The sequence below is a fragment of the Marinobacter sp. genome, from assembly GCF_048269445.1.
In the GTDB taxonomy this organism is placed as follows: Bacteria; Pseudomonadota; Gammaproteobacteria; order Pseudomonadales; family Oleiphilaceae; genus Marinobacter.
Genome location: NZ_JBLXIQ010000008.1, coordinates 211,094 through 226,816, shown reverse-complemented (window position 1 = coordinate 226,816; position 15,723 = coordinate 211,094). Strand labels below are relative to the sequence as shown.

The following is a 15,723-nucleotide window of genomic DNA, read 5'->3' as shown; positions in this document are numbered from 1 at the left end:
ACCGGACTACGGGAAAAGGGTCGAAATTAACCGACATTACTAAGCAGTGAGTGGTTTAGTTATTGGGGGCAGGTCAGTTGGATCTGCGCCCTATTCTAGAATCTACTTTAAGTTTTTCTAGCACTTTATGTGGAATTCTGAGCCCAACTTATTGATTTGTCTTTCGGGAAACTTGGTACTTTCTGTGGTCGTCCACACATTCCGGCTAACTATTCCTGACGGCCAAACTGCCAGCGACCCATAAAGAAATCCAGAAACACCTGAATGCGCGCGGCTAAAGTCGTGTTCCGATAGTAAACAGCGCTTACTAATTCTCTGGGATTCGGACGAACCAAATGATCGGACAGAACTTCTATCAACTTACCGTGTTTGATATCAGCTTCGACCATGAACAGCGATAGATACGCCAAGCCGTTGCCAGCCAGGCAAAGCTGACGTACCGCCTCACCGCTGCTGGCCCGGATTGTTGGCTGGACCCGAACACCCTCGCCCAAATGCCAGAAATTCAGTGACTCTGGCGCTGTAAATCCAACAATACTGTGATGTATTAATTCATTTGGAGAAGCACAACCACCTCTGCGTTTCAGATATTCGGGTGATGCCACGATGGACAACGGTGAACGCCCCAAAGATTTCGCATGCAGAGTAGAGTCCTCTAGAGGGCCTATTCGAATAGCCACATCAATCCGTCTTTCGAGCAAATCAACAATCTGATCACTTGCTGTTAGCTCGAGCTCTATTTCCGGATAGACTTCCCGGAACTCCCTAACAAAAGGCACGATTTGGTGTAGCAAAAACGGATTGGCGGCATCCACTCTTAGGCGGCCAGCTGGGCGTTGGTTTCGAATGCTTAACTGCTCCTCCGCCTCTTCCAGGTTTGCCAGTCCCGCGCGGACCTTTTCGACGAATAGTCGACCCTCTTCCGTGAGATTGATTCTTCGAGTTGTTCGGTTCAGTAACGTGGTGGCCAGGCTTTTTTCAAGCCGAGTAACTGCCCGCGAAACCCTCGTCACAGAAACCTCTGACTGTTCCGCAGCGGCACTGAAACTGCCGCTATCGACCACAGCCAGCAAAAGGAACAGATCGTCCGCCCGACTTTTCATTTTCAATATCCGCAAAAGTAATTTTCACAAAGCGCCGTTTATCGCAAAAGTATGAAAGACCACACTAGGCAACGTCAATCAACTCCACTGGAGATACGTTATGCCTATTGCATTATTTGCACTGACATTAAGTGCCTTTGCAATCGGGACCACCGAATTCGTCATCGTCGGACTGGTTCCAACCATCGCCCAGGATCTGGGCGTTACTCTGCCTTCAGCTGGCCTCTTGGTCAGCTTGTATGCGCTCGGTGTCGCCGTTGGCGCCCCTGTACTTACTGCGTTAACGGGTCGCTGGAATCGGAAATGGGTGCTGCTGTCCCTGATGAGTCTTTTCATCATTGGTAATGTTCTTGCCTGGATGGCCCCGAATTACGCCTCGCTGATGACCGCCCGAATCCTGACAGGGCTCGCTCACGGCGTGTTCTTCTCGATTGGCTCAACGATTGCGACCAGTCTTGTCTCAAAGGACAAAGAGGCCAGCGCAATAGCCATCATGTTCACCGGTCTGACGGTGGCACTGGTTACAGGCGTTCCACTGGGCACGTTTATCGGGCAGACCTTCGGCTGGCGTGCTACGTTCCTGACCGTCGCTGCTCTGGGTACCATTGCACTGATTGGCAGCGCGCTGCTGGTGCCGAAAAACCTGAAGAAATCAGCGCCGGCCACGCTCCGCCAACAGCTTGAAGTCATCACCCATCCGCGACTGCTGCTGGTGTACGCCATGACCGCCGTTGGCTATGGCGGCACCTTCACAGCGTTTACCTACCTGACACCGATTCTGGAGGATGTCACGGGATTTGCCTCTGGCATGGTCAGCGTGCTGCTGCTGGTTTACGGCATCTCCGTGGCCACTGGCAATATCTGGGGCGGCAGGCTCGCAGACCGCCTAGGGCCGACCTCGGCGCTGTACATCATTTTCGGTGGCCTGGCTGCCATCCTCTTTGTGCTTACCTTCACTGCCTACAATCCGGTTGCAGCGGTTATCACCCTGCTTGTCTGGGGTGCCTTTGCCTTCGGCAACGTACCGGGCCTGCAGGTCTATGTCGTCCAGCTCGCTGAGCGGTATACGCCTCATTCCGTTGACGTCGCATCCGGATTAAACATCGCCGCATTCAACATCGGTATTGCCGGCGGCGCCTGGCTTGGTGGGCACGTGGTCGAGGATATGGGGCTGATGAACACGCCTTGGATTGGCGGAGTTATCGTCCTCAGTGCGCTTCTCCTGACCCGGCTTTCAGCATCGCTAGACAACCGCAGAACAGCAACTGCATGAGACTTGAGTGGCCTCCCGAGAGGGAGGCCCAAAAAGGCCAACGCCAACGGACGCTCAACAAACGGCCTTTTGGGCCGCAGTCGTTCTTCCGCTACGCAGCCCATGGATGCGGAGATCGCGCCTCGGAATACCCATTGTTTGGCGCAGACTATGAAAACCGTGGACACGCATTCCGTAATGGCGTCGAGATCCTGACCGGCAAACAGGACTCGCGATTATCACCTGGCCAAGCCATTTTACCTGACACCCAGAGACCTCCCCTGTTCAATTACTGGTTCGGCTGCCCAATAAAGCGGCTGGTTTCGACCAGACGCTCGCCGCTGTCGTTTACTGGGTCCAGATGAAACGCTATATCAGTGACGCCACGATCAAGTGCCTCCGGTACCGCAGTTACCGATACCGGCATTTCACGCCATTCGCCCGCATTCACGACGATGTTCGGATGTCCGATCATGCTCAGTCCGTCCACACCACTGATACTTAACTGGAAGGTCTGGCTATCCTGACTTTTGTTGAGCACTTTCAGGATATAGCTGTTCTCAATATTCCCCGTTCCGTCGAACCGGAACAGTCCCCTGTCTTTGACCACGTTAAACTCGACCATGGGTCTGTCCATAATCGCCCAGGATAAAATGGCAATAAACGACACCAGCAGAGCGCCGTATCCCAGTAACCGTGGGCGGAGGATCCTCAGTCGTCCACCTTCCAGTTCCCTTTCACTGGTATAACGGATAAGGCCCGGAGCATAGTCCATTTTGTCCATGATGGAATCGCAGGCATCAATACAGGCCGCGCATCCGATGCATTCCATTTGCAGGCCATCGCGGATATCGATGCCGGTTGGGCAGACCTGAACGCACATCTGGCAATCGATACAATCACCGAGGCCTTCGGCCTTGTAATCCGAGCCGGCTTTGCGCCCTCCTCGGTTCTCTCCCCTCTGGGCATCGTAGCTGATGACCAGGGAATCCCTGTCCAGCATGGAGGACTGAAAGCGCCCGTAAGGACACATGTGCAGGCAGACTTTTTCGCGAAGCCAGCCGGCATTGAGGTAGGTGGCGGCTGTGAAGAAAAACACCCAGAACGCGGCCATGCCAGTGGCCTGCAGGGTGAACAGATCCGTAACCAGCTGCCGGATTGGGGCAAAATAACCAATGAAAGTCACAGCGGTTGCCAGACTGATTGCCAGCCACATTCCGTGCTTTAACGCCCGCTTGTAGATCTTCAACGGTGACAGGGGCGCCTCATCCAGATTTTTGCGTTGGTTTCTGTCACCTTCTGCCACTCTTTCGGCCCACATGAATACCCACATCCAGACACTTTGCGGACAGGTGTAACCACACCATACGCGTCCGGCAACGACCGTTATGAAGAACAGGCCGAAGGCGCAAATGAGCAGGATAGCGGACAGAAGTATCAGGTCCTGGGGCCAGAAGGTGCTACCAAAGATATGAAACTGTTTTTCGGACAAATCCCACAATACCGCCTGGCGGTCGCCCCAGGACAACCACACGGTACCGAAAAACAGGGTAAACAGAATTGTTCCGCCGGCAATTCTCAAGCGTCTGAAAAAGCCCTGGAACTTACGGGTGTGGATTTTGCCGTTGTCATCAGGCCCTACGGCAAGGTTACGTACAGGAATGGCGTTACTCAACGGATACTCTCCCCCGACAATAATTGGACTGTCAGGGAGAATAATCCTCAGCACCCAATGGGCACAGGCGCAATTAATATAATCTGAATAGGTACAGATATGCAGACACAGTCAGACGTTTCTACTCGTTGTACAGCAAACCGGGCAATTTCCGGAGAGCGTCCATTCGGGATTCGTTCCAGGTATGGGCAAAGCTTATTCTCAGGCAATTTTCGAACTGACCGGATACCGAAAACAGCGGGCCCGGTGTGATGATAATGCCGTGCTTCAGGGCATTCGTGTATGCCGCCAGTGTGTCGACCGTCTCTGGCAACTCCACCCAGACAGTCAGACCACCTTGCGGGGTACTGACCCGTACCTCCCCGGGCCAGGTATGGAGCGACGCAATCAATCTGTCCCTGTTAACCCTCAGTTCATGGCGCTGACGGCGAAGGTGGGAGGTGAAACTGCCATCGGCCATGTAGTCCGCCACGCCCTGTTGGAGGTACCGGCTGCTGGCCAGTTGGGTAACCAGCTTCAGGTGCAGGATCCGGTCGTGCCAACGCGCGCCGGATATCCAGCCAAGCCGCAAATCCCGGGACAGGGATTTGGAGAAAGAGCTGCACAGGATAACCCGTTCCTCAACATCGAGGGCCTTCAGCGGATCAGGAGAACGACCAAGTGCAGTATCTCCATAGATATCGTCTTCGATCACCGCGAGGTCATGTCGTTCCGCCAACGAAAGCAGGCGTTTTTTGTCTGGCTCCGGCATCAACGCACCTCCCGGTGTCGAGAATGAAGGAGAGACAATACAGGCTGTTACCTTCCAACGTTCAAGTACTTCCTCAAGGCCATTCATGTCCATGCCCGTCTCCATGGACGTGGGCACTTCCACCACTTTAAGGCCAAGCTGTTCCAGAAGTTGCAATACACCGTAAAATCCCGGGGATTCGACAGCGACCACATCCCCACGCTCACAGGATGCCATCAACGCCAGAAACAGGGCATGTTGGCAACCTGAGGTGATGCAAAGCTGTTCCGGTGAGACGGCCCACCCTCGCCTGGCATGATGGAGCGCCAACTGTTCCCGCAAGCCGATAAACCCTGCAGGCTTATCGTAATACTGGAAGTCTTCGCCCTTTTGGCGTCTCAGTGCCCGGCCTATCGAACGGTTCAGAGTCACTATTCCTGGCGGAAGGTCGCCACTGTGAAGATCCGGCAGTAAATCAAACGCCGCACTACGGCCCATGATATCCAGCAGCAGATCGCTGACATTTACCGGGCGTGGGGCTTCTATGCGGACACGACTAACCGGCTTCTTCACTCCGTCCGGCTGCAAGGAAACAAAGTAGCCGGCTTTAGGGCGTGCCTCGATCAGGCCCTGGGCCTCCAGTCGCTGCAGGGCGTGCTGAACCGTTGCCTTGGACAATTTCTGTTCGGCACACAGAGTTCGGATCGAAGGCAGGCGCTCTCCCAATCGCCAACGCTGCTCCAGGATTCCCTTCAATAACCAGCCTTCCAGTTGCTGATAGCGGTACTCGTCAGTCATTTATGGCCCTTACCCTGTCCTGATGCATCGGCAATTTCATACACCTGCACCTATGCATAATGCAAGTTCGGGCACACTTATCCCCCGATACACGATAGTACCGTTTGCATTTGGCCAGACTGAGTGGCTGTTTACTTCTCCATCCTCGCTGGTCGGATCTAACGTCATGCAGAAAACGGTATCGCCCTGCACCTGACCCCTATTTCCGCAACGCTGGATAAACGCGAAGCGGCTACAGCCTTATCGAGGAACGGCCTTCAAAAAGGAAGGTCTATTAAAGTAATGGTTTAAGTGAAATAGAAAACACCAACAAACGACAAAGGACTTCGTGATGAAAAGGCTTCTCCCAGCCCTGCTCCTGTTTCCCTTGTTTGCGCTCGCTGCCGAGTCCTCGCCTGGAGGCGAGGAGCTGGTCGATGGTATGGAAGACACCCTCTGGGGCGATTCCAATCATGGCCGTTTTACCATGCGCATCGAAACCGAGTACTGGACCCGGGAGCTGGACCTGGAAGCCTGGATGGACCGACCCGAAAGAACCCTGATCCGCATCCACGCGCCCAAGAAAGAAGCCGGCATTGGCTCGCTACGCATCAAGGATGCCATGTGGAACTACCTGCCCAAGGTGGATCGCACCATCAAGATCCCGCCCTCAATGATGCTACAGCCCTGGATGGGCTCCAACTTCAGCAATGACGACCTGGTCAAGGAAAGCTCGTTCGTCGACGACTACAGCCACGAAATCACCGGCAGCGAGGAGCAGGACGGCGTGATCATCTATGAGGTGAGCTCTACGCCCAAGCCGGACGCTCCAGTCGTGTGGAGTCGCCTGGAATTCACAATCCGCGATGACCATATACCAGTAGCCGTGACCTACTTCGGTGAGCGGGATCAGGCGGTCAAGGAAATGACCTACAGCGCCATCGAGACCATGGGCGGGCGCCGCATTCCCACCCGCTGGACCATGGTGGATACCGACGACGCCAAATCACGCACCGTAATCGAGATCGAGTCCATCGAGTTCAATTTGCCCCTGGAGGACGACCTTTTCACCCTGCGCCGCCTGCGCAATCCACAGTGAGGACACGTCATGGCGATTGTGAATGTGGAAAAAACCTCGCGCATCTACCGTCAGGACAGCGTGGCGGTCAAAGCTCTCGATGACGTTTCCGTGGCTATCGAGGCCGGTGAATTCACCACCCTGGTAGGGCCGTCCGGTTCCGGTAAGACCACCCTGCTCAACCAGATCGGTGCCCTGGATGAACCCACCTCCGGCCGTATCCAGATCGACGGTCAGGAGATTACCGGCCTCAACCGCAGGAAGCGCACCGCCTTGCGATTGTGGAAGATCGGTTTCGTGTTCCAGGAATACAACCTGATCGGCGTGCTTTCGGCCCAGGAAAACGTGGAATACGTGCTGATGCTGCGCGGCATGCCGTTCCGCGAGCGACGCGAAAAGGCGCGGCAGATATTGGCAGAGGTCGGTCTGGAGGGGATGGAAGGTCGTCTGCCCAACGAACTGTCTGGCGGCCAGCAACAGCGGGTTGCGGTGGCACGGGCCATTGTCAGCCAGCCGGCCATTGTTCTGGCCGACGAACCCACCGCCAACCTCGACTCCAAAACCGGCGCCTCCCTGCTGGACATGATGAGGCGGATGAACGACGAGCACGGCGTTACCTTCGTCTTCTCGACCCATGATCCCATGGTGATGGAGCGGGCCCGCCGGGTGGTGCACCTCAAGGACGGGCGCATCGAACGCGAGGAGCACCGTTCATGATGGCCTGGCTGCGATTGGCCCTGGGCAACCTGCGCGCCAACCGCCGCCGCACCGGCATCACCCTGCTCTCCCTGGTCGTCGGCGTGGCTGGGCTCGTGTTTCTCTGGGCCTTTATCGACGGCATCAACGCCCAGATGATCAACAACATGACCGGCTACATGACCGGCGACCTCAAGGTGCACAAACGCGGCTTCCACGACGAGCGAGAAATGAACATCGCTTTGCCGCAGCAATGGCAGCTGACGGAGGCTGTCGCGGATGTCCCCGGAGTGGACGCCGCCACGCCCCGGGTCACCGGCCACGCGTTGGCCAGCCTCGCCGACCAGTCCCGGGCCCTGCAGGTAATGGGGGTGGCGCCCGAGCAGGAGCGCTCCGTCACGCGGCTGGACCGATCCATTGTCCAGGGCCGCTATCTGCAATCCGGTAACGAAATCGTCCTCGGCACGGGCGCCGCCCGGGCACTGGAGGTGGCCCTGAACGACGAACTGGCCCTGGTGGTGCAGGCAGCGGACGGTTCCATTGGCGCCGACCGCTTCAAGGTGGTGGGTCTGTTTGAAACCGGCGTGAAACGCATAGACGGCGGTTTGGCCCAGATCCCTCTTGATGCAGCCCAGTCCCTGTATGCCTTCTGGGGCCGGGTTACGGAGGTCGCCGCCCGGGTTGACGACCCCGACCTCCTCAAGGGTGTCGTGGCAACCCTGGAGACACAGTTGGGCGAGCGTGGTGTGGAAGTCCTCGACTGGCCCGCCCTGATGCCTTCGCTGATGCAAATGGTAGATTTCCACAACGCGGTGACCTACATCGTTATCTTCGTGGTGTTTGTGGTGGTGGCGGCCGGTATCGTCAACACCATACTGATGTCCGTGATGGAGCGCGGCCGGGAGTTCGGGGTGATGATGGCTTTGGGCACCTCAGGGTCGCGTATTGTGCAACTGGTGCTGATGGAAACCACCCTGCTGGCCCTGGTGGGCTACACCATCGGCCTGATCCTGGGGCTGGCCGTGACCACCTATTACGCCAGCCACGGCCTCGACTTCACCGCCTACATCCAGGCCATGGACACCATGCCGGGGCTGAGCGGTATCGTTTATCCCACCACCAGTCCCGGCCGTTGGCTGATCATTGGTGTGGTGGTGATCATTGTGGCCTTGCTGGCCGCTGTTGTGCCGGCCTGGATTGCCAGCCGTCATACGCCCCTGGAAGCCATGGATGCCCATCGCAGCGCCAGCAACCGTCTGCGCCGCGTCCATGCTGAAGTCACCGCCAACAACCGTGTCCTGATTTTTGCCCAGATGGCACTGCGCTCGGTGTTCCGCAATCCGCGCCGTTCGCTGATCACCGCGTCGGCTACCGCGTTCGGGCTCGCCGCCTATCTGTTCCTGTACGGTTTCACCGATGGCTTCTTCGAGCAGATGATCCGCAACTCCACCCAACAGTTGAGTGGCCATGTGCAGGTGATGCAGCGGGGCCATGATGTGGATCTGTCCCCGGCCCTGCGTATCTCCGATACCGCCTCCCGCGTGCAGGCGCTGGCGCAGCAGCCCAACGTCGAAGCCGTCGCCCCGCGGGTGCAGGTCAAGGCCATGGTCGCCAATCCCAAGACCAGCCGCCCGGTGGAGGTGGTGGGCGTGGACCCGGAGCGGGAAAGGCAGGTGACCCGATTGGCGAATTACATTGTTGAAGGCCATTATGTGGAGCCCGCCGGCGACGGCATCGTGATCGGCCAGAAACTGGCAGACGAACTGGACGCCCGCCTGGGCGACAAGCTGGTCGTCACAGCTCAGCAGGCCAGTGGTGACCTCGCCTCCAGCGCCTACCCGATCGCCGGTATTTACCGCACCGGGAGCGACCTGTTCGACAGTGAGTACGTCTTCACCAGTCTCATCAGGGCCCGGACTCTGCTCGGTTTCCAGCCTGACCAGGCCTCGCGTATCGCCCTGCGATTGCAGGACCGAAGCCAAAGCACGCTGCTGGCCCAGAACCTTAACCGCACCCTGTCCGCCGATCTGGTGGCCCAGGACTGGGAAACCCTGTTACCGGTAGTGATGCAAATGATCGACATGACCCGGATCGACTTTTACCTGATCCTTTCGGTGGTGTTCGTCGTGGTTGCGATTGGTGTCATGAACACCATGGTGATGTCGGTGATGGAGCGCACCCGTGAGCTGGGCGTGATGCTGGCATTGGGAACGCGCGGCTCCCAGATAGTGCTGACCATCCTCTTTGAGGCTCTGTTTCTGGCGCTACTGGGCATGGCCGCCGGCAGTGTGGTCGGAACGCTGATTGTGGCCTGGTATAACCGCAGGGGGATCGACCTCTCGGACATCGCTCATTCATTTGAAGCCGTTCCCGGAGTAACGGACGTGATTTACCCGGTGCTCATCTTCGACCACGTCTGGCTGCCTTGTTTGCTGCTCTTCATCTGCTCCGTGCTGGTGGCCCTGTATCCGGCACGACGGGCCTCAAGACTGGATCCGGTGGAGGCGATTCGCCATGGTTAAACGCACATGCACTGCAATCGCAGTGAGCCTGATGCTGGCGCCGCACGCCGGGGCCGACTTCAGCCATTCCGGCTCGCTCAAGAACCTCACTGTGGGTTCACGTTCGCTGGTGGACGACGATCCGTATCTGTCGAACCTCACCCGTCTGCGCCTGGAACCGCGCTATCGCCAGGGCGACTGGACCCTTGAGGCGGCCTACGATGTGGAACTGGTTACCGGCAGCTTTCTCGACAGCCCCGAATTCGCCCTGCTTAAGGACGCCCCGGATCCGCGATATTGGGACTTGCAGGGCGAGCTGACCGAATCCGGCGATCTTGTGGGCCGCCACCAGTTGTACCGGGGCACGGTGCAGTGGCGTTCGCCGGCAGGGGATTGGCGTCTCGGCCGGCAGCAGGTGAACTGGTCCACCGCGCTGATCTGGAACCCCATGGATATCCTCAACCCGGTGAGCCCCCTGCAACTGGAACCGGATGAGCGCATCGGCGTCGATGCGCTGCTCTGGGATACGTCCTGGGGCGCCCTGGGCCGGATCAGTGCCGTGCATGCCCCGCAGCATGGGGACGACAATGCCAGCACCGCGGGCCGGGTCAAGCGCTTCGTGGCCGGTGTGGATGCCAGTGTGATGGCCGGAACCTTCGCCGATGTCACCAAGGCTGGTATCGGGGGCAGTGGTTCACTGGCCGGCACCGGCTGGCGCATGGAAGCGGTGTGGAGCGAACCTGACGAGGAAGCCAGGTATTGGCAGGCGGTGGCGGATCTCAACTGGTCGTTCCGCAACGGCGTCAATCTTGCCCTGGAATACTTTTACAACGGCCGGCCTGCGCCAGATCCGGGACTGTCTCTCAGCCGCCTGGCGGCCGGGGAGCCCCAATACGCGGACCGCCACTACACCGGCCTACTGGTTTGGCAGGACATCAATCCCTTCTGGCAGTACCGTGTGGTCGCGATCCGCAACGCCGACGACCACAGCTGGGTGTTCTATCCCCGCTCCACCTGGACACTGCCGGTGCCCATAGAGGTGTATCTGACAGCTGGCGTGCAGCTGTTTGGCGGCAACGACGACAGTGAATACGGGGCACTCAAAAGCCTGGGATTGCTTGAAGCCCAGTGGTTTTTTTGACGCCGGCACAGCGTAGACGACCACCTGCTAACTTGGCTGGAGCTGATATATCAGCGGTGTTTGCCAACGCAGGCAGGTCCGTGAGAGTCACCTTTTGATAGTCTGCCAACGCATCACTCACCATCGGGATATGGTCGTGACTCATGACGCCCACGTCGGGAAACAGCATTACCCCGGCGAGCACCAGTGCTACTGCCCATCCTCCGGCTCCGACCACCGCAGGACGGTATAAACCAGTCAACCAGTGCCTGAGATTAAATATGAGTGCCTGTATGAGTGCCTATATGGGGACATACCTTCAGGGGTTGCCGGGAACAGCAACCCAGAACGGGAATTTGCCATCGACAGGCTCCCGACGCACCACCTGCAGGGACTCCAGATCAATAACGGTGATCAGATTGTCTGCCGTCACGGATACATAAAGGTAACGGCCGTCCTCAGAAATATCAATATTGTGGGGCGAGTCACCCACATTGATCTTTTTGACCAGTGACAGGGTTTCCATATCGATGACTGCAATTTCTCCCAGGGTGGTTGCCACGGCGAAGCCATAACGCCCATCGGGTGACACTTTGACGCCCTGCACCACTTTGCCGATTGGAAAGCTCGCCTGGATCTCGCCGATATCCGTGTCCATGATGTAGACATTGCCGGTCTTGAACCCGGACACCATCAACTGTTTACCATCCGGGCTCAACGCAGTGTAGTGAGCGCCCTCCACACCCGGCCAGGTGGACTTTGAAGGGAAACGTTCAACAACACCGGAATTCTGAACTGCAGCATAGATCGGTTTAGGAACGGCCTGTTCTAATGACACTCTGGCCGCCGTCTTTCCCAGAGAGATCCTTGCCAGAGACTGCGTTCACCTCGTCGGCGGTATAGCGTTGGAAATCGTCGAAGATCGGTGAGCGGGTGCTCGAAAGCCCCGCCATTCCCGAACCAACTACTTGGTCGTGATGCTTCCTTGCGCTTGGCTGGTCCAGGCGCGCCCATCGCCGCGACGGGACGTAATGGTCGACGTTCCACTACCGGTGGCGCCTTCATAGGCGCCAGTACCACCCATTACTGTCCAATTCGCTGGCTGATCTTCTGAACCAAGCATATAGGAAATAAACAGCATGTCGCCGTTGTCCGAGATACTCGTGCAATAGCCCGCGCCTCCAGCTTGTCCTGAACCATCGACGCCTTGGTGTCCAGTGCACCATTGGCTAGACACGTCGCCGTCTGCCTGAACCACGGTTGCATGGTTTCTAATGACCGTTCTCCCTTTTGTCCCATTAGGCATCTCCACAACTTGCCCCGGGGCAATTTGTAACCAATAGAGAGTGCTGTCGACCTTCTCGGTATCTGCGACGGCAGTGAACGCTACGCAGATTGCAAAAGCGCCAATGGCGCCGGTATATATCTTTTTCATGATTGCGACCCCTATCAGTTGCTATGACTTTTTTTAAAGAGGCGGTGCCGAGCACCGCCTCCAGTCACCAAAGTCGCCGCTTCGGTTAATCTTTACCGTTCTTCGCTGAACCTGAACCGTACTCTTTAAGAATATAAAGACCACCGTTACGGTCAGACGCATAAATCCATGGCTCATTCGGAACCTTGTAAATTCCCCAGATATCCTGGATGCCGCCGTTTTCAGCTTCGAACTCGGCACCGGCGCGATGGTATCGAGCAACTTCAACAGGAGCATACGGATTGGTGACATCCACTACCACGACACCATCGGAATACCAGGAAATATACGCTTTCACCTTATTCCCACTGGTCTCAACCAGGACATTATGGCTCGAATAGGTTCCGCGGGCGTCGCAATTGCCACCAGGCGCGGTCGAAGCCGAACATTCGGTGTCGAAAATCGAGGCCAGTACGGGATTGGCCGGGTCGGAATAGTTCCAGATACGAATTCCGCTCCAAGGTGTAGAGTTTGGATTGTTGTTGGTCACGACGATTGCGCCAGCTCCTTCGTTTGACGCGTTCACGGACTTCTCCGCAAACGAGCAGGCACCGCGGCGAACGACAGCAATATCACCGGCTCCGAGCGGATTGAGAATCGGATCGCCGTTACAAGCCTGCCCTATCCAGACGAAGTTACCTGCGTACGAGCCTTCACCAAGCGGGACGTTGTTTCCGCTGAATTCATTGGCGCCGAAGACCGAGCCGGTCAGCGGCCCACTTGTAACTTCCACGCTGGAGGCCGTTATGAACCCGCCGTTGCCAGTCTGGTTTGCTTCAAATGCATCGCCCGTCGAGGTTGCCGCCATCACACCCGGAATGGGGTTGCCGTTGCCGAACGTCACATTGCCAGGGGCAACGGTGGCCTCCCAGGCGCTGAAGTCCTCTTCACCTTCGACCACGATCGTGCCGTCCTCACTGGGCCAGACTGAGTGGCTGTTGACCTCGCCATCGAGTGAGCCATTGGCTGGATCCAGGGCTACCGAAACGAGCTGAGGATTAGTCGGATCGCTGATGTCCAGGAGAACCAGGCCTGCATCCCAATTGGCAAGGTAAGCTCTGGTGCCGTCGGCGGTGATGGTGACGTCGTGCAGGAATCGGTTTGCAGAAGCACCGAATCCGTCCAGAAGCCAGAGGGCTGCATCCAGGTTTCGACCAAAATCTCCGCTGGCAACTACACCCGGGTCGAATAACTCTTCTGCACCCCAGAAAGAAACCAGCACCGGGTTGGCTGGATCAGTGATCTCGTAGATGTGGAAGTTGCCGTACACAGTCTCGGTCGTTACGCCCACGTAGTCCTGTGCGCCCTGGCTGAAGAGCCAAAGATTGTGCACACCAACGTCGGTGATGGGCCCAAAGATAAGTGGAGTTTGAGAATTCGGGTCATCAATTCGAACTGACGCCAGGTGGACAGGATTTGATGGGTCGTCAACGTTATAGACCTCATATCCGCCAGGGCCTCCGTCGCAAGATTCGTTCGAATGTACCAGGATATCGCCCGAACTTAATGTCGCCACCCGGACGTCGTTAGTGCGACTACCTTCCGGTGACTGGATGATGCCAACAAATTCTGGCTTGGTTTTGTTGTGCACGTCCCAGATCCAGATGCCCGCGTCTGGGTCGCCGCCACAAGGGCTGTTAAAGGTGCCGGTATACGCATAGTTGCCCAGCGCCCAAACATCGGTTGTGGAGTTTGCAGAGAGCCGTTCTCCGCGGCCGGCTTCAGCCAGGTTTTTGATAACCTTGGCGAACGGCGCATCACTGATGATGTCGGCTACTGCGGCATCATGTTCCATGAGGGGGGCGCTCGGATCGGAACGAACGAGTCCGTCAGAAATGCTTAGTAGATGTTGGGATTCGTCATGGGATTCGTCGTGGGGGTCGTCGGTGACCACCGGTGGCGGTGCCGCTAGAGCCGAAAATGCCATAAAGCTTGAAATGACTACCAAACCAAGCTTGAATGCTTTTAATTGCTTCATAGTGCCCTTCCGTTTGCTCAGCTTTTATTGTTGTCTCGACGACTACATAATTCCCTCGGACATGAGTTGTCTGGTTTTTTAGACCAGCGAAAGAGCAAGCCACATGCATGCCATGCAAAAATATCGTCTTAATTTTAGAGAGTTACGCTAACCAGTGGTTCGGTGGAGGGGGTGACATGTAAAACATTCTGACGTTTTACTGTATCTATCGGCTCAGCGGGATGACCCAGACCCCGTATCAGGTCCACCGAGAGTTGGAAAAACCCGGCCTATGGCGGGTGTCAGCAGCGAGCTCTGTTTTAATTCGGATGACGGGCATGATTGACCACGTCCATCCAACGCTCAAGAAACAGCTCACGCGCCCTATTAGCCCTGCCGTATGTACGGGTGATGGTGCAGACCTCTAATGAATAGTGCCTCGTTTCGGGTACAAGAGCCCGCAAATCTCCTGCCTCCACATAGCGCTGAACGTAAGTGTCTGGCATGAAACCAATGTAGGCGCCGGAAAGGATCATCGCGAGTCGCGCCTCGTAGAAATAGGAAATCGCTGCCTTGTTCATATCCGCCAATTGAGCGCCAACCTGGGGGCTAGTGTGAATCCCGGCGTGAACAACTTTACTGGAGAGAACCTGATCCAGCAGTTCTGGCGATGGCTTTGCGTTGAAAAGCTGATGGGTGCGACTGCAGTAAAGGTGGCAGTCGTCAGCGTACAGTGTGCGATAATCCAGCCCGGTAAGCGGGCGATGATAAGGAATCACGCCTATGTCCGCTTTGTCGTTCAGGACCATCCGTTCAATATCACTGAGTGATCTCACATCCAGCAGCACATTAACGTCTGGCGCCGCTTCCGAGAATCGAGCAATCGCCTCCGAAAGCCCGGATTGGGGGTCCATGCAAATAGCATCGCTGGCAATAATGCGCAGCTCGCCGGTAAGGCTGACGTGCAGGGCATTGACCCCTGAACGGAAGCCTTCGAGAGCCGACAGGAGCGTCTTCATTAATTCATAGACTTCAGCTCCCTCTTCCGTCAACAAGAACCCGCCCCGGCCTCGCGAACAAAGTTTTAGATTCAGGCGCTCTTCCAGGTTCGCGATGTGAGTGCTGATGGTTGAGCGGCCTATGTTCAGCTCACTTTCAGCCGCAGAAAAACCACCGTTTTCCACAACAGCCTCGAATACCTTAAGAAGACGTATCTCGTAATCACCAACCTGCCCTAGCCTGATCTTCAGATCCTTTTTCATTGTTTGATGGCCATCAACGTATACCTACAATCATTCATATTTATCACACGAACATGCCGCTATACCATCCCTTCAACTGTATAAGCCACTTTGGCCAG

General features: G+C 56.7%; 12 protein-coding genes. 5 read left to right on the top strand and 7 right to left on the bottom strand.

Translation table 11 applies throughout. From position 1 onward, the window contains the following. Positions 1–209 precede the first annotated feature (209 nt). On the bottom strand, positions 210–1,103 hold the full coding sequence (locus ACN0XM_RS17095) for a LysR family transcriptional regulator (protein WP_417568143.1): 894 nt from the start codon (positions 1,101–1,103) through the stop codon (positions 210–212). A gap of 100 nt (positions 1,104–1,203) precedes the next feature. Here ACN0XM_RS17095 and ACN0XM_RS17090 point away from each other — a divergent pair, with 100 nt between their 5' ends. Beyond that, positions 1,204–2,376 (top strand): MFS transporter, encoded by a 1,173-nt coding sequence (locus ACN0XM_RS17090; protein WP_417568142.1) that lies wholly within the window; start codon positions 1,204–1,206, stop codon positions 2,374–2,376. Positions 2,377–2,644: 268 nt separating this feature from the next. Here the strand turns inward: ACN0XM_RS17090 and ccoG are convergent, their stop codons facing one another. Continuing rightward, positions 2,645–4,030, bottom strand: coding sequence for a cytochrome c oxidase accessory protein CcoG (ccoG, locus tag ACN0XM_RS17085; protein WP_417568141.1), 1,386 nt, complete (start codon positions 4,028–4,030; stop codon positions 2,645–2,647). Between the two features lie 121 nt (positions 4,031–4,151). Then, on the bottom strand, positions 4,152–5,558 hold the full coding sequence (locus tag ACN0XM_RS17080) for a PLP-dependent aminotransferase family protein (RefSeq protein WP_417568140.1): 1,407 nt from the start codon (positions 5,556–5,558) through the stop codon (positions 4,152–4,154). Between the two features lie 331 nt (positions 5,559–5,889). Here ACN0XM_RS17080 and ACN0XM_RS17075 point away from each other — a divergent pair, with 331 nt between their 5' ends. Genes ACN0XM_RS17075 through ACN0XM_RS17060 form a run of 4 tightly spaced genes read left to right on the top strand, consistent with a single transcriptional unit; the run spans position 5,890 to position 10,953 of the window. Then, the gene (locus tag ACN0XM_RS17075) at positions 5,890–6,636 is read left to right on the top strand and encodes an outer membrane lipoprotein-sorting protein (protein WP_417568139.1); all 747 of its coding nucleotides are present in this window, start codon (positions 5,890–5,892) and stop codon (positions 6,634–6,636) included. 9 nt (positions 6,637–6,645) lie between these two features. Next, on the top strand, positions 6,646–7,332 hold the full coding sequence (locus ACN0XM_RS17070) for an ABC transporter ATP-binding protein (protein WP_417568138.1): 687 nt from the start codon (positions 6,646–6,648) through the stop codon (positions 7,330–7,332). Then, positions 7,329–9,833 carry an FtsX-like permease family protein gene (locus ACN0XM_RS17065; protein ID WP_417568137.1) on the top strand — a complete coding sequence of 835 codons (2,505 nt, stop codon included), beginning with the start codon at positions 7,329–7,331 and terminating at the stop codon, positions 9,831–9,833. Before ACN0XM_RS17070 ends, ACN0XM_RS17065 begins: the two co-directional genes overlap by 4 nt. Continuing rightward, positions 9,826–10,953 carry a hypothetical protein gene (locus ACN0XM_RS17060; protein ID WP_417568136.1) on the top strand — a complete coding sequence of 376 codons (1,128 nt, stop codon included), beginning with the start codon at positions 9,826–9,828 and terminating at the stop codon, positions 10,951–10,953. The genes ACN0XM_RS17065 and ACN0XM_RS17060 overlap by 8 nt, the downstream gene beginning before the upstream one ends. Positions 10,954–11,251: 298 nt before the next feature. On the opposite strand, the gene ACN0XM_RS17055 is transcribed toward ACN0XM_RS17060, so the two are convergent. From ACN0XM_RS17055 to ACN0XM_RS17040, 4 genes are all read right to left on the bottom strand, one after another. After that, complete coding sequence (locus ACN0XM_RS17055) at positions 11,252–11,770, bottom strand: YncE family protein (protein ID WP_417568135.1); 519 nt, start codon at positions 11,768–11,770, stop codon at positions 11,252–11,254. 126 nt (positions 11,771–11,896) lie between these two features. Further along, positions 11,897–12,367: a hypothetical protein gene (locus tag ACN0XM_RS17050; protein ID WP_417568134.1), complete on the bottom strand. Its 471-nt coding sequence runs from the start codon at positions 12,365–12,367 to the stop codon at positions 11,897–11,899. A gap of 85 nt (positions 12,368–12,452) precedes the next feature. Then, positions 12,453–14,384, bottom strand: a complete 1,932-nt coding sequence (locus ACN0XM_RS17045) for a PA domain-containing protein (RefSeq protein WP_417568133.1) — start codon at positions 14,382–14,384, stop codon at positions 12,453–12,455. A 299-nt stretch (positions 14,385–14,683) separates the two neighbouring features. Continuing rightward, positions 14,684–15,625, bottom strand: coding sequence for a LysR family transcriptional regulator (locus ACN0XM_RS17040; RefSeq protein ID WP_417568132.1), 942 nt, complete (start codon positions 15,623–15,625; stop codon positions 14,684–14,686). Between the last annotated feature and the right edge of the window lie 98 nt (positions 15,626–15,723).

What these genes read in the sequence shown, in the direction of transcription:
- ACN0XM_RS17080 (WP_417568140.1), bottom strand. Translation starts at nt 5,558, where the DNA reads ATGACTGACGAGTACCGCTATCAGCAACTGGAAGGCTGGTTATTGAAG.
- ACN0XM_RS17075 (WP_417568139.1), top strand. Translation starts at nt 5,890, where the DNA reads ATGAAAAGGCTTCTCCCAGCCCTGCTCCTGTTTCCCTTGTTTGCGCTC.
- ACN0XM_RS17060 (WP_417568136.1), top strand. Translation starts at nt 9,826, where the DNA reads ATGGTTAAACGCACATGCACTGCAATCGCAGTGAGCCTGATGCTGGCG.
- ACN0XM_RS17045 (WP_417568133.1), bottom strand. Translation starts at nt 14,384, where the DNA reads ATGAAGCAATTAAAAGCATTCAAGCTTGGTTTGGTAGTCATTTCAAGC.
- ACN0XM_RS17070 (WP_417568138.1), top strand. Translation starts at nt 6,646, where the DNA reads ATGGCGATTGTGAATGTGGAAAAAACCTCGCGCATCTACCGTCAGGAC.
- ACN0XM_RS17095 (WP_417568143.1), bottom strand. Translation starts at nt 1,103, where the DNA reads ATGAAAAGTCGGGCGGACGATCTGTTCCTTTTGCTGGCTGTGGTCGAT.
- ACN0XM_RS17040 (WP_417568132.1), bottom strand. Translation starts at nt 15,625, where the DNA reads ATGAAAAAGGATCTGAAGATCAGGCTAGGGCAGGTTGGTGATTACGAG.
- ACN0XM_RS17050 (WP_417568134.1), bottom strand. Translation starts at nt 12,367, where the DNA reads ATGAAAAAGATATATACCGGCGCCATTGGCGCTTTTGCAATCTGCGTA.
- ACN0XM_RS17065 (WP_417568137.1), top strand. Translation starts at nt 7,329, where the DNA reads ATGATGGCCTGGCTGCGATTGGCCCTGGGCAACCTGCGCGCCAACCGC.
- ACN0XM_RS17090 (WP_417568142.1), top strand. Translation starts at nt 1,204, where the DNA reads ATGCCTATTGCATTATTTGCACTGACATTAAGTGCCTTTGCAATCGGG.